General features: G+C 74.2%; 20 protein-coding genes and 1 riboswitch. Of the genes, 5 read left to right on the forward strand and 15 right to left on the reverse strand.

Annotation, left to right across the window (positions count from 1 at the left end; genetic code table 11):
- Positions 1–202 precede the first annotated feature (202 nt).
- Positions 203–688 carry a hypothetical protein gene (locus ACLQ20_RS13745; protein WP_425855785.1) on the reverse strand — a complete coding sequence of 162 codons (486 nt, stop codon included), beginning with the start codon at positions 686–688 and terminating at the stop codon, positions 203–205.
- A gap of 135 nt (positions 689–823) precedes the next feature.
- On the opposite strand from ACLQ20_RS13745, the gene ACLQ20_RS13750 reads away from it, so the two are divergent.
- Both ACLQ20_RS13750 and ACLQ20_RS13755 read left to right on the forward strand, forming a co-directional pair.
- Positions 824–1,069 carry a chitobiase/beta-hexosaminidase C-terminal domain-containing protein gene (locus ACLQ20_RS13750; protein ID WP_425855932.1) on the forward strand — a complete coding sequence of 82 codons (246 nt, stop codon included), beginning with the start codon at positions 824–826 and terminating at the stop codon, positions 1,067–1,069.
- A gap of 191 nt (positions 1,070–1,260) precedes the next feature.
- On the forward strand, positions 1,261–2,865 hold the full coding sequence (locus ACLQ20_RS13755; protein WP_151456285.1) for a Na+/H+ antiporter: 1,605 nt from the start codon (positions 1,261–1,263) through the stop codon (positions 2,863–2,865).
- Positions 2,866–2,880: 15 nt separating this feature from the next.
- On the opposite strand, the gene dinB is transcribed toward ACLQ20_RS13755, so the two are convergent.
- The 8 genes from dinB to ACLQ20_RS13795 form a co-directional block, all read right to left on the reverse strand.
- On the reverse strand, positions 2,881–4,068 hold the full coding sequence (gene dinB / locus ACLQ20_RS13760) for a DNA polymerase IV (RefSeq protein WP_425855788.1): 1,188 nt from the start codon (positions 4,066–4,068) through the stop codon (positions 2,881–2,883).
- Positions 4,069–4,169: 101 nt separating this feature from the next.
- Positions 4,170–4,694 (reverse strand): GNAT family N-acetyltransferase, encoded by a 525-nt coding sequence (locus tag ACLQ20_RS13765; RefSeq protein ID WP_327028461.1) that lies wholly within the window; start codon positions 4,692–4,694, stop codon positions 4,170–4,172.
- 57 nt (positions 4,695–4,751) lie between these two features.
- Positions 4,752–5,156: a DUF2809 domain-containing protein gene (locus ACLQ20_RS13770; protein WP_151456288.1), complete on the reverse strand. Its 405-nt coding sequence runs from the start codon at positions 5,154–5,156 to the stop codon at positions 4,752–4,754.
- Between the two features lie 72 nt (positions 5,157–5,228).
- Positions 5,229–6,803, reverse strand: coding sequence for a glutamate synthase-related protein (locus tag ACLQ20_RS13775; RefSeq protein WP_425855791.1), 1,575 nt, complete (start codon positions 6,801–6,803; stop codon positions 5,229–5,231).
- A gap of 104 nt (positions 6,804–6,907) precedes the next feature.
- Positions 6,908–8,128, reverse strand: coding sequence for a PP2C family protein-serine/threonine phosphatase (locus ACLQ20_RS13780; protein ID WP_425855794.1), 1,221 nt, complete (start codon positions 8,126–8,128; stop codon positions 6,908–6,910).
- Positions 8,129–8,227: 99 nt separating this feature from the next.
- Positions 8,228–10,375, reverse strand: coding sequence for a glycogen debranching N-terminal domain-containing protein (locus tag ACLQ20_RS13785; RefSeq protein ID WP_425855795.1), 2,148 nt, complete (start codon positions 10,373–10,375; stop codon positions 8,228–8,230).
- 188 nt (positions 10,376–10,563) lie between these two features.
- On the reverse strand, positions 10,564–10,977 hold the full coding sequence (locus ACLQ20_RS13790) for a VOC family protein (protein ID WP_151457810.1): 414 nt from the start codon (positions 10,975–10,977) through the stop codon (positions 10,564–10,566).
- A 121-nt stretch (positions 10,978–11,098) separates the two neighbouring features.
- Complete coding sequence (locus tag ACLQ20_RS13795) at positions 11,099–12,229, reverse strand: peptidoglycan recognition protein family protein (protein ID WP_358118333.1); 1,131 nt, start codon at positions 12,227–12,229, stop codon at positions 11,099–11,101.
- A 136-nt stretch (positions 12,230–12,365) separates the two neighbouring features.
- Here ACLQ20_RS13795 and ACLQ20_RS13800 point away from each other — a divergent pair, with 136 nt between their 5' ends.
- The gene (locus ACLQ20_RS13800; protein WP_425855797.1) at positions 12,366–13,067 is read left to right on the forward strand and encodes a phosphotransferase family protein; all 702 of its coding nucleotides are present in this window, start codon (positions 12,366–12,368) and stop codon (positions 13,065–13,067) included.
- 54 nt (positions 13,068–13,121) lie between these two features.
- Here ACLQ20_RS13800 and ACLQ20_RS13805 read toward each other — a convergent pair whose 3' ends face one another.
- The 5 genes from ACLQ20_RS13805 to ACLQ20_RS13825 form a co-directional block, all read right to left on the reverse strand.
- A complete protein-coding gene (locus ACLQ20_RS13805) occupies positions 13,122–13,859 on the reverse strand; it encodes an amino acid ABC transporter ATP-binding protein (protein ID WP_425855933.1) in 738 nt (245 codons plus the stop codon).
- Positions 13,860–13,861: 2 nt separating this feature from the next.
- Positions 13,862–14,641, reverse strand: coding sequence for an amino acid ABC transporter permease (locus ACLQ20_RS13810; RefSeq protein WP_151453625.1), 780 nt, complete (start codon positions 14,639–14,641; stop codon positions 13,862–13,864).
- Positions 14,642–14,681: 40 nt separating this feature from the next.
- Positions 14,682–15,536 carry an ABC transporter substrate-binding protein gene (locus tag ACLQ20_RS13815; RefSeq protein WP_425855799.1) on the reverse strand — a complete coding sequence of 285 codons (855 nt, stop codon included), beginning with the start codon at positions 15,534–15,536 and terminating at the stop codon, positions 14,682–14,684.
- Positions 15,537–15,645: 109 nt separating this feature from the next.
- A complete protein-coding gene (locus ACLQ20_RS13820) occupies positions 15,646–15,777 on the reverse strand; it encodes a hypothetical protein (protein ID WP_327028455.1) in 132 nt (43 codons plus the stop codon).
- Positions 15,778–15,808: 31 nt separating this feature from the next.
- Positions 15,809–15,920, reverse strand: a riboswitch (SAM riboswitch).
- Between the two features lie 75 nt (positions 15,921–15,995).
- A complete protein-coding gene (locus ACLQ20_RS13825) occupies positions 15,996–16,688 on the reverse strand; it encodes an RraA family protein (RefSeq protein ID WP_327028454.1) in 693 nt (230 codons plus the stop codon).
- A 289-nt stretch (positions 16,689–16,977) separates the two neighbouring features.
- Between ACLQ20_RS13825 and ACLQ20_RS13830 the strand changes: the two genes are divergently transcribed.
- Together ACLQ20_RS13830 and ACLQ20_RS13835 are read left to right on the forward strand one after the other, a co-directional pair.
- Positions 16,978–18,213, forward strand: a complete 1,236-nt coding sequence (locus ACLQ20_RS13830) for an MFS transporter (RefSeq protein WP_327028453.1) — start codon at positions 16,978–16,980, stop codon at positions 18,211–18,213.
- 94 nt (positions 18,214–18,307) lie between these two features.
- Positions 18,308–19,162, forward strand: coding sequence for an SPFH domain-containing protein (locus ACLQ20_RS13835; protein ID WP_151453629.1), 855 nt, complete (start codon positions 18,308–18,310; stop codon positions 19,160–19,162).
- Between the two features lie 21 nt (positions 19,163–19,183).
- On the opposite strand, the gene ACLQ20_RS13840 is transcribed toward ACLQ20_RS13835, so the two are convergent.
- On the reverse strand, positions 19,184–20,704 hold the full coding sequence (locus ACLQ20_RS13840; RefSeq protein WP_425855803.1) for a sensor histidine kinase: 1,521 nt from the start codon (positions 20,702–20,704) through the stop codon (positions 19,184–19,186).
- Between the last annotated feature and the right edge of the window lie 154 nt (positions 20,705–20,858).

The following is a 20,858-nucleotide window of genomic DNA, read 5'->3' on the forward strand; positions in this document are numbered from 1 at the left end:
TTGATCCCCCTTGAGCGCAGGTGCGATCTTCACCTTCTCCAGTTTGCCTGCCGGCGAAACCTCGGCACCCCTTCCAGGCTGCGCAACAGGGTGCCGGACGGGGCGCAGGCCGGGGCCGGGTGAGCCAGCTCACCGAGCAGCCGTGCCGAGACAGGCCGGCGGGCTGCCGTTGCCGACGTAGTTCTCCCTGGCGGGCCGGTATTCACTCGGCGCGGTGCGGGGCTCGCGGCGGCCGGTTCCGGCGCATCCGCAGCGCCGCGACTGCGGCGACGATCAGCAGCACCGCCAGGGCCGGTCCACCCGCGATGACCATGAGCCCCGCTCCGATGTTGGCGCCGATCCCGCCGGCGGTGAGCACCCGCCAGGCGAGGCCGAGGAGGACGCCGGCCGCGACGAGCGGAGCCAGCACCCACCACCACCGGCGATCGAGCCGGCGACGTGCGGTGGCCCGGATCAACCAGGCGAGCGCGAGGGCGACGCCGACGCACGCCAGGACGCCGACGACCCGGTCTCCCGTCGCACCGAGGCTCACCGGCCGGATCGCGTAGTCCAACTCGACGCCCTCGGCGGCGAGCCGTCGGGCCTCGTCGCCGGTCAGGTCCCCGATGAGCCACCAGGCAGCCACCGGGGTGCACAGAACCAGGACGAGCGCGGTGATCGGAGATGTCGGTCGGTGCTGCTTCGTCATGCCTGTGGCCTTCTCCCGGCGATCTTGTCCAACCTGCTCGGGTAAGTATGTGGGTGGCCTCCGGGCGGGGCGTGAGCACACCTACTCAGGGAGGCTCGCGGGTCGACCGGCGGCCCGGACGGGCCATCGACAGGGATTGACTTCTCCGCCAGCGAGCCGGCCGCCGTCTTCTACACCCTCGACCGGGCCGCCCCCACGTACGCGTCGAAGCTCTACGGCTCGGCCGGCATCCGGGAGGGCGGCGAGACGCTTACCGTCCCGGCGGGAACGCGGATCCACTGGTTCTCGGTGGACTCGGCGGGCAACGTCGAGAACAACTACCGCCCCGACGGCACCGGCCGCAACTACCGCAAGGGCACCGCCGTACCGCCGAGGCGCTGACGACCGGGTCGCTGACGGGGGTGCGTCGGGGTCCACCCGGTGCACCCTCGCCGCCTGCCGCCCCCCACCCGGGGCGTGGCGGGCCCGCCGTCCCGCCCCGGGCGGGGGGAGGCGCGCCCCGCCGGCGACCGCCGCATGATCGGTTACGGTGATGGCCGGGGCGGAGGCCGACAGCGGGAGGGACCGGCGGGATGGGCGAGCTGGTGGCGTTGGCCCTCGGCGGCCTGGTCGTGGTCGTCCTGACCAACGCCGTGGCCCGCCGCACCCACCTGCCGGCGTCGGTGCTGCTGGTGCTCGCCGGGGTCGGCTACGGCTACCTGCCCGGCCCGAACCTGGAACTCGATCCCGAGGTCGTGCTCTACCTCGTCATCCCCCCGCTGCTCTACGGCGCCGCCCTGCAGTCGAGCCTGACCGCGCTGCGCCGCAACGCCCGGACCGTGATCGGCCTGTCGGTGGCGCTCGTCCTGGTCACGGCGCTCGCCGTGGGTTTCGGGCTCAACGCGGTGGTGGCCGCCGTCCCGCTGAGCTTCGCCATCGCGGTCGGCGCGGCGGTCTCCCCGCCGGACCCGGTGGCGGCGCTGTCGATCGGCCGACGTGCCGGCATGTCGCCCCGACTGACCACGCTGGTCGAGGGGGAGGGGCTGCTCAACGACGCGACCGCCCTGACGATCCTGCAGGTCGCCGTGGCGACGGCGATCGGCGGCAGGTTCTCCGTCGGGCACGCCGTGGGCGACTTCCTGTTCGTCGCCGCCGGTGGGCTGGCCGTCGGCATGGCCGTCGCGTGGGTCATCGCGTACCTGCGGAAGATGGCCTCCGATCCGCTGACCGACAACGCCCTGTCCCTGGGCACCCCGTTCGCCGCCTACGTGGCGGCCGAGAGCCTGCACGTCTCCGGCGTGCTGGCGGTCGTCGTGGCCGGCCTCTGGCTGGGCCACCGCAGCGCGTCCCTGCAGTCCAGCGGCGCGCGGTTGCAGACCCGTTCGGTCTGGCACCTGGTGGAGTACCTCCTCGAGGGCTACGTGTTCCTGCTCATCGGCCAGCAGTTGCCCGCCGTCGTACGCGGGCTGGCCGCCTACGACCTCGGCACCGTCGTCGCGGCGGGGGCCGTCACCGTCGGCATCGTGCTGCTGGTGCGTCCGTTGTGGCTGCTGGCCGCCGCGCACCTGCCCGCCCGGATGCACGCCCGCCTCGGCGGCGACCCCCGTCCCGACAACCCGCCGTTGTCCGGTCGGGAACTGCTCGCGCTGAGCTGGGCGGGCACCCGGGGCGTCATCACCCTCGCGGCGGCGTTCACGCTGCCCGCGAGCACGCCCGCCCGGGACCTGCTGCTGTTCTGCGCGTACCTGGTCGTGCTGGTCACGCTCGTCGGTCAGGGCCTGACCTTCGCGCCGCTGCTGCGCCGGCTGCGGCTGCCGGGCACCGCCGTCAGTCGGGCGTTGACCCGCAACGAGGCGCGCGCCGCGGCGGTGCAGGCCGCCCTCGACCGGCTGACCGCCCTGGCCGAGGCCGACCCGGGCGTACGCGACGTCGCCGCCCCGCTGCGCCGGGCCGCCGAGGGCCGGCACAAGCGCTACACCGAACGGGTCGCACTGCTCTCCCACGTCGAGGACCAGGTGCTGCCGGTGGACGACCGCTACCGGGCGGCCCTGCTGGCCCGCCGGGAGATGATCGCCGCCGAGCGGGACGAACTGCTCGCCTGGCGGGACGCGGGTCGCCTCGCCGACGCCGACATGCGCATCCTGGAGCGGGAGCTGGACCACGAGGAGAGCGTCCTGCCGCCGTTGCCCCCGTCCTGACTCGCCGCCCCGGGCTCAGTCCGGCAGCAGCGGCATCTCCAGGCCGGGGCCCCGGCCGAGCAGCACCGCCCGGGTGAGCGCCCCCGACCCGAACCGGTCGCGGACCGCGTCCACGGCCGCGTCCAGGTCCGCCCCCGGATCGCGGTCGAACGGCAGCGGCGGCTGGACGGGGGAGTCGTCCAGGTTCCCGACCGACACGCCGAGCAGGGTCACGCCCCGCCGTTCGATCTCGGGCAGTGCGGCCCGCAGCAGCGCCCGCGCCGCGGCGAGCAGCGGGGCCGTGTCGGCGGTCGCCTTGGCCACCGTGTGGGAGCGGGTCGCGCGGGTGTAGTCGCCGAACCGCAGGCGCAGCGTCACCGTCCGGCCGGCCCGCGTCGCCGCCCGCATCCGCCGGGTCACCCGGTCGACCAGGCCGGCGAGGACCGCCTCCAACTCGGCGGGGGAGTGCGGAACGGCGGCGAGGGCGTGCTGCGCCCCCATCGACCCGCGCCGGCGGCCGACCTGCACCGGCCGGGGGTCGCGGTTGTGCGCCAGGGCGTGCAGGTGCCGACCGGCGCCCGCGCCGAGCAGCGAGACCAGCGTCGCCTCGCCGAGGCGGGCGACCTGCCCGACCGTACGGATGCGCCGCTCGCGCAGCTTCGTCGCGGTCACCGGCCCGACGCCCCACAGCCGCTCCACCGGCAGCGGGTGCAGGAACGCCAGCTCCCCGTCCGGCGGGACGACCAGCAGTCCGTCGGGCTTCGCGACGCCGCTGGCCACCTTGGCGAGGAACTTCGTCCGGGCCACGCCCACCGTGATCGGCAGGCGGACCTCCTCGCGTACGTCCCGGCGCAGCCGGGCGGCGATGTCGGCGGGCGGGCCGACCAGCCGGCGCAGCCCGCCCACGTCGAGGAACGCCTCGTCGATGGAGAGCCCCTCGACGACCGGGGTGGTCCGCCGGAAGATCTCGAACACCGCGCGGCTCGCCGCCGTGTAGGCCGCCATCCTCGGCGGCACGACGATCGCCTCGGGGCAGAGCCGCCGGGCCTGCCGGCCGCCCATCGCGCTGCGGACGCCGCGGGCCTTCGCCTCGTAGCTGCACGCGAGGACCACGCCCCCGCCGACGATCACCGGCCGGCCGCGCAGGCGCGGATCGTCCCGCTGCTCGACCGACGCGTAGAACGCGTCCAGGTCGGCGTGCAGGATCCTGGCCTCTCGCGACACGAACACATGTTCGCATGCGGACCCGCGACTGCGGCACTGACCTGCCCGAACGTCGCCGGAAAGCATCGTTCCGGCCGTCGGTCAGGCCGCTGGCGGCTCGCCTACAGCTCGTCGAACGGGCGGGCGTAGCTGAACCCGCCGCGGATCGACGACCGCCACGCGCTCAGCGGGCGGGCCATGAAGTATCGCGGCCCCCACGGCTGCGGCGGGGTGACGCCGAGGTCGACCGCCGGGCGGAACCCGAAGCGCGGGTAGTAGTCGGGGTGTCCGAGCAGCACCACCAGGGCCTCCTCGCGCGCGTCGGCCGCGCCGAGCACGGCGTGCATCAGCGCGGAGCCGACCCCGCGCCGCTGCCAGTCCGGCAGCACGCCGAGCGGGCCCAACCCCAGCGCGACCGGCTCGCCGGCGACCCGGCCACGGGTGCACACCACGTGCCCGACCACCCGCCCGGCGTCGTCGGCCGCGACGAGGGAGAGGGCCGGCAGCCACCCGTCGTCCGCCCGCAGCGCGTCCACCAACCCCGCCTCGACGGGTACGGCGTCCGGCTTCTCCGGGTCGGCGAAGGCGGCCAGGTGCACCGCCCGGATCGCGTCGACGTCGGCGGGGGTCTCGCGTCTGATCAGCACCGGGCCACGATAGGTGCGGTCGTGCACCCGACGCGCGCCATTAACGGCGTCGCCCGCTCACCCCGTGGTCCGCCGACGCCGGGCGCGGGCGGCGACGATCCGGTGCACCGCCACCAGCGGGAGCACCCCGACCGGGTACCAGGCGAGATCGACCGGGTCGAACTGCGCCCCGAGCGCGAGCCGTGCCAGCGGGCTGCGCGCCGACAGCGCCGCCGGTACCCCGGTCAACTGCGACAACTCGACCGCCCAGCAGAAGGCGACCGCGACCGCTCCGGCCACCGGCGGCGACAGCCGCGGCCGGAGGAACAACACGCCGGCCCAGACCACGCAGGCGTACAGCGCGGTGCCGGAGTGCTGTTCGAGGCCGCCGCCGGCCGCCGCGCGCACGACGAGGGCGACGAGCACGAAGAGGACGGCCGCGGCGAGCATCAGGATCCGGCACCGCCGAGGGGTGATCGACATTCCGGCGATGCTAGGCGTCCTCCCGCGGCGGCCAGGAACTCCGCGCGTACTCGTGCGGCGCGTCGCGGTGGGTCAGGACATCGCGGTCGGCGAGGGCGGGGCGGTGCCGCCCTGCGGGGCCTCCGCCGTCATCAGCCGGGCGATCCGCGCCCGGTCGGCGGCGGACGGCAGGCCCCACCCGGGGCGGTAGCCGTACACCTCGTGCAGGGGGTGCGAGGCGGTCCGGCCGTCGAGGATCTCGATCGCGTCGGTGTCGATGAGGCCCGGGTGCTCGACGCCGCACGCCTCTGCGACCTTGACCAGGTCGCGGCGCAGCGTCCGGATGTAGTTGGCCGCGCGGACCGACTTCGAGCCCGGGTCCACGCCCCGGGCGAGCCACTGGTTCTGGGTGGCGACGCCGGTGGGGCAGGTGTCGGTGTGGCACTTCTGGGCCTGGATGCAGCCGATCGCCAGCATCGCCTCCCGGCCGACGTTGACCATGTCGCAGCCGAGCGCGAACGCCACCACCGCGTTGTCGGGCAGGCCGAGCTTGCCGGCGCCGACGAACACCACCTGCTCGTGCAGGTCGCGCTCGGCGAAGACCTTGTAGACCCGGGTGAAGCCCTGCTGGAACGGCAGCGACACCGAGTCCGTGAAGATCAGTGGCGCGGCGCCGGTGCCGCCCTCGCCGCCGTCGACGGTGACGAAGTCGACCCCGCGCCCGGTGTCGCGCATCAGGGTGGTCAGCTCCTCCCAGAAGCCGAGGTCGCCCACCGCGGACTTGATGCCGACGGGCAGGCCCGTCTCGGCGGCGAGCAGCTCCACCCAGTCGAGCAGGCTGTCGCAGTCGGAGAACTCGGCGTGCCGCGACGGGCTGACGCAGTCGCGCCCCTGCGGGATGCCCCGGGTCGCCGCGATCTCCGCGGAGACCTTGGCCGCCGGCAGCAGGCCGCCGAGGCTGGGCTTCGCGCCCTGGCTGAGCTTGATCTCCAGTGCCCGTACCGGCGCGCCGGCGACCAGGTCCTTGAGCCGGTCCAGGCTGAACCGGCCGCGTTCGTCGCGGCAGCCGAAGTACGCGGTGCCGATCTGGAAGACCAGGTCACCGCCCTTGCGGTGGTACGGCGACAGCCCGCCCTCGCCGGTGTTCTGGAAACAGCCGGCCATGGCGGCGCCCCGGTTGAGGGCCTCGACGGCGTTGCCGGACAACGAGCCGAAGCTCATCCCGGAGATGTTCACCACCGACTCGGGCCGGAACGCGTGGGCGCGGCCCCGCGCGGCGCCGAGCACCTTGGCGCACGGCAGCCGCACGTCGTGTCCGGCGCCCGGCGTCGACGGCGGGACGGCCCGGCCGAAGGTGCGGTGCTTGATGATCGGATATCCGGGCGTGAACTCGATGTCGTTGTCGGTGCCGAAGCCGAAGTAGTTGTTCTGCTGCTTCGCCGACGCGTACACCCAGCGGCGCTGGTCGCGGGTGAACGGCCGTTCCTCGTTGTTGCCCGCGACGATGTACTGGCGCAGCTCCGGCCCGATGGACTCCAGCAGGTACCGGGCCCGGCCGAGGACCGGGAAGGTACGCAGCAACGCGTGGTCGCGCTGGATCAGGTCACGCGCGGCGAGGGCCGCGACGGCGGCGACGGCGGCGGGTACGGCTCGGCTTGCCCACTTCATGCCCGCCACTCTTTCCGCGATCGCGTCCCGCCAAACGGGCCGGCGACCACGCGGGTGGCGGCGTCCGTCCGGACGGCGCACCTGGGCGCGGGCGGCCTGACGGATCAGTGCGGGGTCAGGAGCCGGTGCACGACCAGCATGGCGATGTCGTCGGTCGGCTGCTCGGCGCCGAGGGCGTCCATGACCTCGGCGCACACCTGCTCGGCCGGTGCCGGCCGGACCACATGGGCGAGCTGGTCGAGACCGACGTCGATGACCTCGTGGCGGCGTTCGACGAGGCCGTCGGTGAAGCAGACGAGCACCGCGCCCGGCGGGAAGTCCACCTCCGCCTGCTGCCGGGGCGGCGGCCGGCGACCCGTGCCGAGCGGGGGATCGGCGTGGACCGGGACGGGCGCGCCCCGCTGGCCCGGCACGGCGAGGACGGGGCGCAGGTGCCCGGCGGCGGAGAGCCGGATGCGGGTCCGGTCGGGGGAGACCATGGCGTAGAGCGCCGTGGTGAGGTTTCCGGCCTCGAAGTGGCTGACCTTGCGGTCGAGGAGCGTCAACGCCTCCGCCGGGTCGTCGCAGACCAGCGCGTAGGCGCGCAGCGCGCTGCGGACGCGCCCCATGACCACGGCCGACTGCAGGCCGTGGCCCGACACGTCGCCGATGACCAGGCCCAGCCAGCCCGAGGGCAGGACGAACACGTCGTACCAGTCGCCGCCGATTCCGGCGACGTGCCCGGGCACGTACCGGGCGGCCAGGTCCAGGCCCGGCAGGCGGGGCAGTCGGGCGGGCAGCAGGCTGCGTTGCAGGGCGAGGGCGGCGTTGTGGTCGAGGTTGTGGGACCGGGCGAGGTTGGCCAGGCTGGCCCGGTCGGCGACCAGCTCCAGCAGGCGTACGTCGTCGGTGGTGAACCGGCGGTGGCCCAGCGTGCCCACGTGCAACACGCCGATCAGCTCGCCCCTGGCGAACATCGGCACGCCGAGCAGCGACCGCAGCCCCATCGACAGCAGGACCGGGTTGACCACGACGTCGGGGGTGACCTCCTCGATGATCACCGGCCGTCCGGTCAGGGCGATCCGGCCGGCGAACCCGCGGCCCACGGAGACGCGGAACCCCTGCCGGACCTCCTCCTCCAGCCCTTTGGCCGCGGTGGCCACGAGCTGCTGGGAGTGTGTGTCCAGCATCAGGATGGCCGCCGTGTCGACGTCGAGCAGGTCCCGGACGCGGTCGAGGAGCTCGTCGAAGAGGTCGGCCGCGTCGAGGCGGGACAGCGCCGCGTCGGTCACTGCCTCGATGCGGCGCAACCGTTCGTCGTCCTGGATGAGCCCCTGATCGGCCACCACCGGATCCTAGCCCTGACGGCTGCGGACGCCGATTCCGCGTTGTGCCGGCCGGCCCGGGCGCGGCGTCTCCACGGACCTGGTCCGGGCATCGGCCGGTCAGGACCGGCGGCGGGTCGCCGAGGCCTGGAGCGTGGGCCGGCGGACCACCGTGATCCGGTCGCCCCGGGCGCGCAGCGACGTGCGCCCGCCGCGCCCGCGGCGGACGGTCAGGTCGACGGTGCGATCGCCGACCCGCACGCCCTCCAGCGTGAGGTCCGGCAGCCACTCCGGCAGGTGCGGGTCGACGAAGATCGTACGCAGCGGCGCGGCCGGGCGTAGCGCCAGCAGCGCCTGGACCAGCGCGACGATCGCGCTGGCGGACCAGGCCTGCGGGGAGCAGGAGTCCGGGTAGACGCCCGGGTGCGGATGGGCGTCGTCGCGGGGCAGTCCGCTGAGCACCTCCGGCAGGCGATGCTCCGTGAAGAGCGCCGCCGCGGAGAACATCCCCTCCGCGAGCCGGTGCAGGTGTTCCCAGCAGCCGTACCGGGCCAGCCCCAGGCCGATCGTGCCCGCCTCGACCGGCCAGACGCTGCCCCGGTGGTAGCTGAACGGGTCGTACGCCGGGTGTGCCGAGGACAGGGTGCGCACCCCCCAGCCGCTGAACATGTCGGGGGCGAGCAGCCGGTCGGCGACCAGAGGCGCGATGCGGGCGGGCACGATCCCCGTGGCCAGCAGGTGGCCGTCGTTGGAGTTGACCGAGCGCACCTGCCGCTTGTCCGGCCCCAGCGCCAACGCGTGGCAGCCCCGGTCCGGCATCCAGTAGGCCCGGTGGAAGCGGCGCCGCAGGGCGGCGGCCCGGCGGACCAGCCCGGCGCCGTACGCGGGGTGGCCGGTCGCGGCGAACACCACCCCGGCGTGCCGCAGGGCGGCGTACCAGTACGCCTGCAACTCGCTGGTCGCGATCGGGTTCGGCACCACCTCGCCGTGCTCGTCGACGATGGCGGTGTCCGAGTCCTTCCACCCCTGGTTCTTCAGGCCGGCGGGGGACCGGCGGTGGTATTCGAGGAAGCCGTCCCCGTCGAGGTCGCCGAACCGGTCGATCCAGCCCAGCACACGCCGCGCGGTCGGCAGCAGGTCCCGTACCGTGTCGAGGTCCCCGGTCCAGGCCAGGTACTGGCCGAGGAAGACCAGGAAGTCCGGCGCGGTCGACCAGTCGCCGTAGTAGCTGTCGAACGGGTCGATACCGAGCGTGGACACCGGGCCCCGCCGGGCCTCGTGCAACGGCTTGCCGGGCTCCTCGTCGCGCCAGTCGTCGATGCGCCGCCCGAGGTGGTGGGCGTTGAGCCGCAGGCTGTCCGCCAGCATCGTCGGCCCGGCGAGCAGGGACTGCCACGAGGCGGTCATCGTGTCGCGGCCGAAGATCTCCTGGTAGATGGGCAGGCCGGCCATGGGCGCCGTCGGCCCGTCCGGTTCTCCCAGCGGCAGCACGGCCAGGTCGTCAACCGCGCACCGCCAGGCGGCGGTGACGTCGAAGTTGCTGCTGGCGAGCCGGGCGAGTTCGCGGGCCAGGGTGCCGCGGGCGCGCGCGGCCGCGTCGTCCGGCTCGGCGAAGGTCGGCGGCGGTGCGGCGAGGCGCTGCCCGTCGAAGACGGGTTCGACGAGGAGTTCCACCCGGCGGGACCCCCGGGGCGGCACCGCGAGGTCGACCGTCAGGGTGGCGTCGGCGTACCGGACGGGCATGTCGGCCCGTACGCCGATCGCCACCGCCCGGTCGAGGCCGTCGCACCGGTAGGTCAGGCGGAGCTCCCGGTCCTGGTCGTTCCAGCTCGCGTCGACTGTGCCGGACTGCACCCGGCGGCCGGTCTCGGCCTCGCTGGTGTCGGCGAAGTCGGCGGCGAGGTGGATCCGCAGCCGTAGGTCCAGGGGCACGGCCGCGTAGCTGACCACGGTCAGCCGGGTCCGCAGGCCCGCGCCGACGAAGCGCTCCACCAGCAGGTAGGCCGCGCGGGAGGGCAGCGTGTCGCCGTCGCCGAGGGCGGCGTACGAGAGCTGGGCGTGCCCCGCCACGTTGGCTGTGCTGAACGGGACCGGCTCGTGGCCGTCCACGCTGAGGCGTTCGGTGCTGAGGACCCGGGTGTTGCGGGCGAAGAAGCCCTGCGGGTCGGCGCCGGTGATCCGGCCGCGGACGTCGGTCACCAGGGTGCTCCAGCCGCTCGCCACGTAGAGCAGGTCCGGGCGGACGCGCAGGTTCCGGACCCGGGTCATCGCGGCCGGGGCGCGCCCGGGCGGGGGCGGGCGCGCCGGGCGGGGCGAGCGGGCTGCGGGTGCGCGGGCGGCGACAGCATCGGGTGCACCCCTCCGGCCGGCGGCTGCGGGCCGGGGCGCACCGGTGCGGTGTCGCCCGGGCCCGCCGGACAGCGGTCCCTACCCGCTCGCGCTGCCGCTACACCTCGTCAGCCCTGCGGCTGGCCGATGTTCACCATCCAGCCGATGCCGTAGCGGTCGACGCACATGCCGAACTCGTCGCCCCACATCTGCTTCTCCAGCGGCACGGTCACCGTGCCACCCTCGGTGAGCTTGCCCCAGTAGCCGCGCAGGTCGTCGGCGTCGTCGCCGCTGAGGCTCACGGAGACGTTGTTGCCGGGGTCGTGCTCCATTCCCGGCGCGGTGTCCGAGCCCATCAGGGTGAAGCCCCGGTCGGTCTCCAGCATCGCGTGCATGATCTTGTCGACCAGCGCGGGATCGTCGGTGCCCATCGCACCGAACGTGTTCGTCGACAGGGAACCGCCGAACACGCGCTGGTAGAACTCCATTGCCTCCCGCGCGTTGCCCGGGAAGCTGAGGTACGGGTTGAGTCGAGACGCCACAGCACCCTCCTCCGGTCGTGACTGCCTCATCGTCGCAGATCAGGAGGCTGGAGCGGGTCAGGTGCGACCGCGTTTCGCCGGCCCGCGGGGCGGGTCGCTCCGACGGGCCGGCGGACGGTGTTCAGTCCCGGAACGACCGGCGTACGACGCCGCCGACGACCGCGCACCAGGTGTCGAGGTCGAGCTTGCCGTGCGCGGGCAGGCGGTGCAGGCGCTGGACGTCCTTGACGGCCGTCCTGGTCGCGTGGTCGTACTCGCCGGTGACGGCAACCTCGGGGTAGCCCCGGTAGTTGAGCAGGAACTGCGCGGCGGTGACCGGCGCGCCGCTGGCGTGGGCGCCCAGCTCCGGCACCAGGGTCTCCCAGGTGGGGGCGGTGAGGGTGGCGTCGACGTCGACCGCGATGCCGTTGCGGTGCTGCCAGTCCTGCACCGCGGCGACGGTGGCGGCGTCGAAGACGCTGTTGACCGGCACGGTGTAGCCGCGGTGGGCCAGCAGGTACTGCACCACCCGGACGCTGGGGGAGCCGACGAAGCGCCACAGGTCCGGCCAGCGGCGGGCCGGCACGTCGGCGAGGTCGGTGCCGAGGGCCTCGAAGACCCGGCGGCGCAGGGCGGGGAACTGCCGGTAGAAGGTGGCGCCCGGGCACAGGGTGGTGCGGAAGTCCCAGTGGCCGAAGATGTCGTGGGCGTGCAGCCCGTACTGCCGGCAGATGGTCGCGCAGAGCGTGACCAGCGAGTCCAGCAGGGCCTCCGGCGGGGTCTCGGTGACGTACGTGCCCTCGTTCTCGATGCCGATGGCCCGGCCGTTCTCGCCCGGGCAGTGCGCCGAGATCATCTGCCGGTCGCCGGCGTGCAACCGCTCCAGGCTGCCCCGGCGTCCCTCCATGACGTACCCGCCGCGGCTGACCGTGAAGTGCTGGCCGGTGTCGGACCAGCCGTTGCCGTCCATGTGCAGGTTCTGGCAGTCGCGGGCCAGCTTGACCGCCTGCGCCTCGGAGTAGTCGGTGACGTTCGGGAACGCCATGTGGTGCACGATGATCTTGTTGGTGGGGATGGCGCTGACGGCCAGTGGGTCCGCCGGCGGGCGCGCGCCCCACTCGTCGCAGCTGTAGATCCAGTCCAGGTCGGTGCCGGGGTCCGCCTGCGCGGCGCCGGGGAGGGCGAGTTGGCTGCCGACGACCGCGACCGTGGCGGCGCCGAGGCCGGCCCGCAGCAGGGTTCGGCGGTCCAGTGCGGAATTCTCGACGTGCATGGCGTCTCTCCTCTGCGGCCGGAGGTGGGGGCGGGGGCGGCCCCGTGAAAAGGAACTCCAGGCATCGCGTGTGCAGTGGAGGATATTGCCAAGACTCGGCGGTACGCCAGCCTTCCGCGCCTGGCAGGATGGCGGGATGCGGCAGGGAGCGGTCGGTCACGTCCGGCTGGTGGAGCGCGAGGGGCGCCGGCTGGTCGAGAAGCGGATGACGCAACCCTCCCGCCACGACACGGAGGTGCTCGCCCTGCGGGCGCTCGCCGACACGGGCATGCCGGTTCCCGAACTCGTCGAGGTGGGGCCGGGCTCGATCCTCATGACGCTCATGCCGGGTGAACGACTGGACAGCGAGAACGCCGACGTGCGACTCGACGGGCTGCGTGCCTCGGCGGCACTGCTCCGTCGGCTCCACGAGCTGCCGCCACCCGACGGGCTGCCGGCCGCGCCGGACGATGCGCTGATCGTCCGTCGCTACCGCGAAGCCGGCGGCCCCCCGCTGCCGTTCGCCGTTCCACCGGCCAGTCGCCCGGTGTTCTGTCACGGCGACTGGACCGACGGGAACCTCCTCGCCGCGAACGGCGGGATCACGGCGGTCGTCGACTGGGAGGCGGCCCACCTCGGCGACCCGCTCCGAGAACTGTCGCGTGCGGCCTGGGGCGCCGCGCGCAAGGACCCACGGTCGTTCGACGTCCTCGTCGAGGGCTACGGAGCTGACCCGGCCATGGTCCGGGCCTGGTTGCCGATCCACGCCGCCGAACTCTGGCTGTGGTTCGCCGAGGCCGGGCCGCCCGAGTACCTCGAACAGCTCACCGAGGAACTGCGGAGCCTTCCCACGCGTTGAGGACGAGACCCACGGCACCGGACGGGTCGGTCCACCGACGTGACCGGCTCGGCGCTAGAGCACCTGGGAGAGGAATCGGCGCAGCCGGGGGTGCTCGGCCCGCTCGAAGATCGCGGCCGGCTCGCCGGCCTCCAGCACCACGCCGCGGTCCATGAACGCCACGGTGTCGGCGACCTCGCGGGCGAACCCCATCTCGTGGGTGACCACCACCATCGTCATGCCCCCGGCGGACAGCTCGGCCATCAGCCCGAGCACGCCCTTGACCAGCTCCGGGTCCAGGGCGGAGGTCGCCTCGTCGAAGAGCATCACCTGCGGGCGCAACGCCAGCGCACGGGCGATCGCGACCCGCTGCTGCTGCCCGCCCGACAGGTGCGCCGGGCGGGCGTCGGCCTTGGCCGCCAGCCCCACCAGCTCGAGGTGCTCGCGGGCGACGGCCACCGCCTCGTCCTCGCCGAGCTTGCGGATGCGGCGCAGCGCGAGGGTGACGTTGCGCAGCACGCTCATGTGCGGGAAGAGGTTGAACTGCTGGAAGACCATGCCGATCCGCTGCCGCAGGGCGTCCGGGTCGTCGGCCAGCACGCTGCGCCCGTCCAGCAGCACGTCGCCGCGGTCGGGCTCGATCAGCCGGTTGATCGTGCGCAGCAGGGTGGACTTGCCCGACCCGGACGGGCCGATGACGCAGGCCGTCGCCCCGCGCGTCACGTCCAGGTCCACCCCGCGCAGCACCCGGTGCGACCCGAAGGCCAGGTGCACGTCGCGGACGCTCAGGCTCCCCGAGGTCGTCGTGTCGATGCTCATCGCTGGTTCCCTCCCGCCGCGCCCGGCAGCGCCAGGTCGAGGTCGTCGTCGCCGTCAGCGGGCGCGGTGGCCTGCCGGCCGTGCCGCAGTCGCCGGTCGATCCAGTTGACGGCGTGCGTCAGCGGCACCGTCAGCGTCAGGTAGAACAGCCCGGCCAGCAGCAGCGCCGACTGGTTGCCGGTGTTAGCCGCGTAGTCCTGCCCGATCCGGAACAGCTCCCGCTGGCTGGCCAGCAGGCCGAGGAAGTAGACCAGGCTGGAGTCCTTGATGAGCGCGATCAGCTGGTTCACCCAGGCCGGCAGCACCCGCCGGATCCCCTGCGGCACGATCACCAGGCGCATCGCCTCGCCCCAGGACAGGCCCAGCGCCCGGGCCCCCTCCAACTGGGCGGCCTCCACCGACTGGATACCGGAGCGGAAGATCTCGCCGATGTAGGCCGCCGCGATCAGCGACAGCGCCAGGATGCCCAGGGGATACGGGTTGGGCCCCCACACCTGCATGCCCAGCGGCGCCAGGCCGACGCCGATGAGCAGGATCGTCGCCGCGGCGGGTAATCCGCGGAACACGTCGGTGTAGACCCGCGCCGGCCACCGCAACCATCGGGTACGCGAGATGCCCGCGACGGCCAGCGCCATGCCCAGCACCGAGCCGAGCAGGGCGGCGGAGATCGCCAGGATCAGCGTGTTGGGCAGCCCCACCGTCAGCATCTCGGGCAGCGCCTCGCGCATGGAGTCCCAGTCGAAGAAGGTCTCCCACAGGGTGCTCAACGGATCCATCGTCGCTCCTACCGCCCCGCTCGCTCGTCGTCCGTACGTCTCAGGAGGTGGCCGACGCCGACGGCACCGCGACCGTGCCGCTGCCCGGCGTGAAGTCGGCCGGGATCGGGCGGCCCGGGTAGTACTGGGCCTGCAGGCGGCTCCACGTGCCGTCCGCGATCACCTCGTCGAGGCCCTTGTCGAGCGCCTCGCGCAGCTTGTCGTTGCCCTTGGCGAACGCGTACGCCGTCGGGGCCGGGCTGAGCAGCTTGGCCGCCACGGTGATCTTGCCGGCGCTGTCGGCGGCCGACTTGTCGCCGATCTCGGCGGGGGCGATCCAGGCGTCGGCCGTGCCGGCCTTGAGCTGGTTGATCGCGCCGTTGTAGTCGGGCACCCGGACCGGGTCGAGCCCCTCGCCGGTGGCGTAGTCGTCCTGGACGGTGCCCTGCACGACCACGACCCGCTTGCCGGCGAGCTGGTCGAAGCCGCTGATCGACGAGCCGGCCGGCACGTCGAGTCCGAAGTGGCCGAAGTCGTAGCCGTTGCCGAAGTCGACGGTCTTCCTGCGCGCCTCCGTGATCGTGATCGAGGAGCTGCCGACGTCGAACTTGCGGTTGTTGACCTGGGAGAGCAGCGCGGAGAAGTCGGTGCCGACGAACTCCACCTTCAGGCCGACCTTCCCGGCGACCGCGACGAGCAGGTCGTTGTCGAAGCCGGTGAACTTGCCGTCCTTGAGGTAGACGTTCGGCGGGGCGTCGGTGAGCGTGCCGGTGCGCAGCACGCCCGGCTGGAGCAGGCCGTACGGGTTGTCGGCCGCGCCGGCCGCGTCGTCGCCGCAGGCGGTCAGGGTGGTGGCGGCCAGGACGGCGGCCACGCCGAGGGCGGCGGCGCGGGTGAGGGAGGAAAGGAATCGCACAGGTGTCTCCGATGAGGTGTCTGCGGCGACGGGCACGGGGCGCGCGTCGCCGACGGTGCGCCCGGTGGGCGTACCGCTGGAATGGTGCGGGAAAGAAGGGGTGGCGCGGCTAGCGCGCGTCGCCGGGGCGACAGGAGGTGGCGCAGACCCGCATCATGTCGATGTGGCGGCGCCGGATCAGCGCCGGCGACGCCGGGGCCACGGCGGGGACCGCCGGTGGGGCGCAGATGCGGACGGGCATGGCTCTCCTCGGTCGGGACGACCTGGGAACCAGGCCGCGCTTGCACCGGAGCTGCTCCGGTGCCTGGTCCTCACCCGGGGCACCCCTGCGCGGACGAGGGTTGCCGGCCAGCGAGCCGGGGCTTGACGCTGGCGCTCATGACCTGCCGACGAGGCTAGCAGCCCGCCACGGTGGGGCGTCCAGCCGCTATGACCACCCTCACGCGCGCCTTCGGGTGGTCACTCCTCGATCGCCCCGCCGACCTGCCGCAGGTGCTGCCGGAAGGTGTGGGCGGGGTCGGCGGCGCGGCGGGCCAGGTAGTCGGCGAAGGCGGTCTGCTCCCGCAGCGTCTCCCCGGCGCGGATCCGCCGCGCCTGGACCCGCTCGACGGTCCCGATGCGCTCCGCCGCCGCGAACAGCTCCGCGGCCCGTGCGGCGGGCACGAACAGCACCCCGTCGTCGTCGGCGACAACGAGGTCGTCGGCGGTCACCACGTGCGGCCCGACCCGGGCGCTGGTGAGCGTCTCCGGCTCCCGCGCGTCGAGGCGGGCCGGGCCCGCCGGGAGGCTGCCGTAGCTGAAGACGGGCAGGTCGATCTCCACCAGCTCGGGCGTGTCCCGGTGCAGGCCCCAGACGACGAGCCCGGCGATGCCGGCCGCGACGCCCTCCAGCACCGCCAGGTCCCCGACGCACGCCTCGTCGCTCCGGCCGCCGTTGTCGATCACGAGCACGTCGCCCGGGATCGCGTTCTCGTACGCCTCCAGGAAGACGTCCACGCTGCCGTGGTGGCGCACCGGCAGTGCCCGGCCCACGAGGCGGTGACCGGGGACGACCGCCCGGATCCCGGCCGGCGCCGCGCGCGGGGGCACGCCGAGGCGTACGCAGGCGTCGGCGATCAGCGGCGTGGACAGGTCGGCGAAGCGCTCCCGCATGACGTCCTCCCGGCGGTGCGGCGAGTCGTGGGCCGTCATCGTAGGGGGGCCGGTCGGCGCGGTGGCCAGGGCCAATCCGGCGCGGCTGGCCCCCACCGGTGGCGGCGTTCGGGTCTAGACTGTCCAGCGTGATCCCGTCGCACGCCGTCGCCGCCGCGCACGGTCTCTGGATCACCCCGGACCTCCCGCTCTACGGCGACGGCCACGATCGCTCCGACTACGTTCCCTGACCGGCCCGGCACTCCGCCGCCCACCGGTCCATCTCCGCCACGCTTGGGAGCGCTCAGTCATGCCCGGATCCGATCACCGCCAACTCGTACCGCCCGCCGACCACCCGCCCGTCGACCCCGCCGACACCTCCGCCCTCGCCGTGCTCCGGGCGCCGCAGACCGCCCGGGTCCTGGCGGCCAGCCTGCTCGGCCGGCTCCCGCTCGGCGCGGCACCGCTGGCCCTGCTCGTCTTCGCCCGCGAGACGATGACGCTGACCGTCGCCGGCCTGCTGGTCGGCGCGTTCACCGCCGGCACCGCCGTGGGCCAGCCGATGCTCGCCCGGATGGCGCAGCGCTGGCGGCAGCCGCCGGTGCTGTGGCTCTCCGTGGCGGCGTCGACGATCGGCTTCGCCCTCACCGCCGCGCACGTCAACCTGCCGGTCACCGTGTTCGCCGCCGCCCTGGCCGGGGCTGGCGCGCCGCCGTTCGAGTCGTGCCTGCGGGTGCTCTGGCGCGACCTGCTCCCCGCACACCGGGTGCAGACCGCGTACACCCTGGACATCGCCGTCCAGGAGCTGATCTTCATCCTCGGCCCGGTGGTCACGCTCGCCGCCGTGGGCCTGGCCGGCCCGACCGGCGGCCTCGCCGCCGCCGCAGGCTTCCAGGCCGCCGGCACCGCGTGGTTCGCCACGACCGACGCGGTCCGGCGCTGGCGGGGCGAGCCGGCGGTACGCCACTGGGCCGGGCCGCTGCGCGCCGGCCGGCTCCGACTGATCCTCGGGGCGCTGCTGCTGGTCGGGGCGGCGGTGGGGAGCGTGACAGTCGCCGCGACCGGATACGCCGAGGCGGCCGGGGCCCGGTCCTGGGCCGGCTGGCTGCTCGCCGCGCAGGCCACCGGGGCGCTGGTCGGCGGCCTGCTCTACGTGCGCTTCGGCGGACTGCGCCGGCACGCCACGCTGCCGCGCGTGGTCGGCGTCTTCGCCGCCGGCTACCTGCCGTTGCTGCTCACCCCGGCCCCGCCCGCGATGCTGGCGCTGATGGCGGTCAGCGGGCTCGCGCTGCCGGCGCTGCTGACCATCGCCTTCGTCGCGATCGACGACGTGGCGCCCACCGGCACGGTGGCCGAGGCGTTCGCCTGGGCGGCGACGGCGTTCTCGGTGGGCAGCGCGGGCGGCGCGGCGGTGGCCGGCGTGGTGCTGGACGCGGCGGGCGAGGTGACCGTCGGCTTCCTGATCGCCCCGCTGAGCGCCGTCGCGGCGTGCGGGATCGCGTTGGTGGCCGCCCGCCCGTCCGGCAGCGGCAGGTCGGCCGGCTGATCCGACGGGCCGGCCGGCCACCCGTTGCGCCGGGACTACTTCCCGGCGCAGCGGGAAAGGGGCGGCCCGGGGAGCCGTTCGGATCGGGGGTGCCGTGGAAGCGGTCGTGATCGGCGTGGTGATCGTGGCCGCGCTCCTGGCACTCGTCGGCGCGCTGAGCGTCCGGCTGGTGCAGCAGTACCAGCGCGGCGTCGTCTTCCGCTTCGGCCGGGTGCTGACGCCGGTCCGGGAGCCCGGCCTGCGCCTGATCGTCCCGGTCGCCGACCGGATGGTCCGGGTCAGCATGCAGACGACCGTCATCGGTGTGCCTCCGCAGGGGGCGATCACCCGGGACAACGTCACCCTCACCGTCGACGCGGTGGTCTACTACCGGGTCGTCGACCCGGTGAAGGCGCTGGTCAACGTCCGCGACTACCCCTCGGCCGTGCTCCAGGTGGCACAGACCGCCCTGCGTTCGGTGATCGGCAAGGCCGACCTGGACACCGTGCTCGGCGACCGGGACCGGGTCAACGCCGAGCTGAAGGCGGTCATCGACGCGCCGACGGAGGGGCCGTGGGGGCTGCTGATCGAGCGGGTCGAGGTCAAGGACGTCGCGCTGCCCGAGGGGATGAAACGGTCGATGTCCCGCCAGGCCGAGGCGGAACGCGAACGCCGCGCCCGGGTGATCGCCGCCGACGGCGAGTACCAGGCGTCCCGCCGGCTCGCCGACGCGTCCCGGGCGATGGCGAACACGCCGGGGGCCTACCAGTTGCGGCTGTTGCAGACGGTGGTGGACGTGGCGGCGGAGAAGAACAGCACCCTGGTGATGCCGTTCCCGGTGGAGCTGCTGCGCTTCTTCGACAAGTTCACCCGGGGCGCGGAGCCACCGGCGGCGGAGCGCCCGCCGGCCGGGCGGCCGGAACCCGCCGCGCCGGTGCCCGGTGACGGCCACCGGCGCCCGCAGGCCTGACCCGGGGCGGCGGGCAGGCCCTCAGACTCCGGCCGCCGACTCCGCGGCCGGCTCGCTGGGCTGCGCGGGTACGACCGCCGTCGGCAGCCGCGGCATCGTGAACACGAAGCGGGTCCCGTCGCGGTACGCCTCGTCCAGGCTCAGCGTGCCGCCGTGGAACTCGACGACCTTCTTGCACACCGCGAGCCCGATGCCGGTGCCCGGGTACGTGCCACGGGGATGCAGGCGCTGGAAGATGACGAAGATCTTCTCGGCGTACCGGGGGTCGATGCCGATGCCGTTGTCCTCGACGGCGAAGGACCAGTCCTGCGGGGTGTCCGTCACCGTCACCCGGATCAGCGGCGCCCGGTCGGGGCTGCGGAACTTGACCGCGTTGCCCAGCAGGTTCTGCCAGAGCATGGTCAGCAGGGTCGGCTCGCCCCGCACCGTGGGCAGCGGGTCGCGGGTGATCGTCGCGCCGGACTCGTCCACCGCCCGGGACAGGTTCGACTCGGCCTGCGCGAACACCTCGGCCAGGTCGACCTCCCGCAGCTCGCCGTAGACCCGGCCGATCCGGGAGAACGTCAGCAGGTCGTTTATCAGCTCCTGCATCCGGCTGGCCCCGTCGACGGCGAAGCCGATGTACTGCCGGGCGCGGTCGTCGAGCTGGTCGGTGTAGCGGCGCTCCAGCATCTGGCAGAACGACGCCACCTTGCGCAGCGGCTCCTGCAAATCGTGCGACGCCACGTACGCGAACTGCTCCAGGTCCTCGTTGGAGCGGCGCAGCTCGTCCGCCTGCTGTTCCAGGGCGTCCCGGTCGTGCTGGCTGCGCTCCCACGCCTCCACCACGGTGCGGCGCATCGTCTCCACGTCACTGGTCAGCCGGGCGATGTCGGCGGGGCCGTCGGGCCGCAGCCGGTGCCGGAAGTCGCCGCCGGCCACCTGCCGCACCGAGGCGCCCAGCCGGTCCAGCGGGCGCAGCACCCTCGTGCGCACCAGCACGGATCCGACGATCCCGCACAGCAGCAGGGCCGCCAGGATCGCCACGAAGGTCAGGTCCCGCAACGCCCGGGCCCGGTCGAGGTCGTCCCGGCCGGCGTCCCGGATCCCGTCGAGGCGGCCGACCAGCCCGGTCAGCTCGGCGCGTACCGCCGCGAAGGTCTCCGCGTCCCCGGTCACCAGCGGCGCCAGCTCCTCCGGCGTCCCGCCGGCCTGCCGGGAGGCGACCAGGCGTTCGGCGTACTCGGTGCGCCAGCGGTCGGCCAGCCGCCGCGCCCGGTCCAGGTCGGCCAGCGCCTCCGGCTCGCCGGCGAGCAGCTCGTGCAGCCGGGACATGGTCGCGCGTTCGCTCTCGACGCCCCGCCGGTACGCGTCGAGGAAGCGCGGGTCGGCGGTGACGACGTGGCCGCGTACGGCCGCCGCCTGGGCGAGCAGGCCGCTGTCGAGCTGGCCGACCGCCGTACTGGCCGGGGCGACCTGGTCGGCGAGGTGGTTGGAGACCGCGGCGGTGTGCCTCAGCGCGGCGGCGCCGGCGCCCCCGCCGAGCAGGACAAGGGCGGTCATCGTCAGCAACAGGACAGTGAGCCACCGCCGGGTCGTCATCGGCCGACGGGTCGCTGCCTCGGGAGTCGCCTCGCTGCCCACGGCCTGCACCCTAGTCCAGCCGGCCCGGCCGGGAGCGCCGTGGCGCGGTGCGGTTGCCGGCGGGTGGTACCAG

The organism is Micromonospora sp. DT46, assembly GCF_049841735.1.
Lineage (GTDB): Bacteria > Actinomycetota > Actinomycetes > Mycobacteriales > Micromonosporaceae > Micromonospora > Micromonospora reichwaldensis.

Coding starts and splice junctions, on each gene's coding strand:
- ACLQ20_RS13755 (WP_151456285.1), top strand. CDS start 1,261: ATGGGCGAGCTGGTGGCGTTGGCCCTCGGCGGCCTGGTCGTGGTCGTC.
- ACLQ20_RS13795 (WP_358118333.1), bottom strand. CDS start 12,229: ATGCACGTCGAGAATTCCGCACTGGACCGCCGAACCCTGCTGCGGGCC.
- ACLQ20_RS13800 (WP_425855797.1), top strand. CDS start 12,366: ATGCGGCAGGGAGCGGTCGGTCACGTCCGGCTGGTGGAGCGCGAGGGG.
- ACLQ20_RS13785 (WP_425855795.1), bottom strand. CDS start 10,375: ATGACCCGGGTCCGGAACCTGCGCGTCCGCCCGGACCTGCTCTACGTG.
- ACLQ20_RS13840 (WP_425855803.1), bottom strand. CDS start 20,704: ATGACCGCCCTTGTCCTGCTCGGCGGGGGCGCCGGCGCCGCCGCGCTG.
- ACLQ20_RS13745 (WP_425855785.1), bottom strand. CDS start 688: ATGACGAAGCAGCACCGACCGACATCTCCGATCACCGCGCTCGTCCTG.
- ACLQ20_RS13820 (WP_327028455.1), bottom strand. CDS start 15,777: ATGCCCGTCCGCATCTGCGCCCCACCGGCGGTCCCCGCCGTGGCCCCG.
- ACLQ20_RS13830 (WP_327028453.1), top strand. CDS start 16,978: ATGCCCGGATCCGATCACCGCCAACTCGTACCGCCCGCCGACCACCCG.
- ACLQ20_RS13770 (WP_151456288.1), bottom strand. CDS start 5,156: ATGTCGATCACCCCTCGGCGGTGCCGGATCCTGATGCTCGCCGCGGCC.
- ACLQ20_RS13810 (WP_151453625.1), bottom strand. CDS start 14,641: ATGGATCCGTTGAGCACCCTGTGGGAGACCTTCTTCGACTGGGACTCC.
- ACLQ20_RS13825 (WP_327028454.1), bottom strand. CDS start 16,688: ATGCGGGAGCGCTTCGCCGACCTGTCCACGCCGCTGATCGCCGACGCC.
- ACLQ20_RS13775 (WP_425855791.1), bottom strand. CDS start 6,803: ATGAAGTGGGCAAGCCGAGCCGTACCCGCCGCCGTCGCCGCCGTCGCG.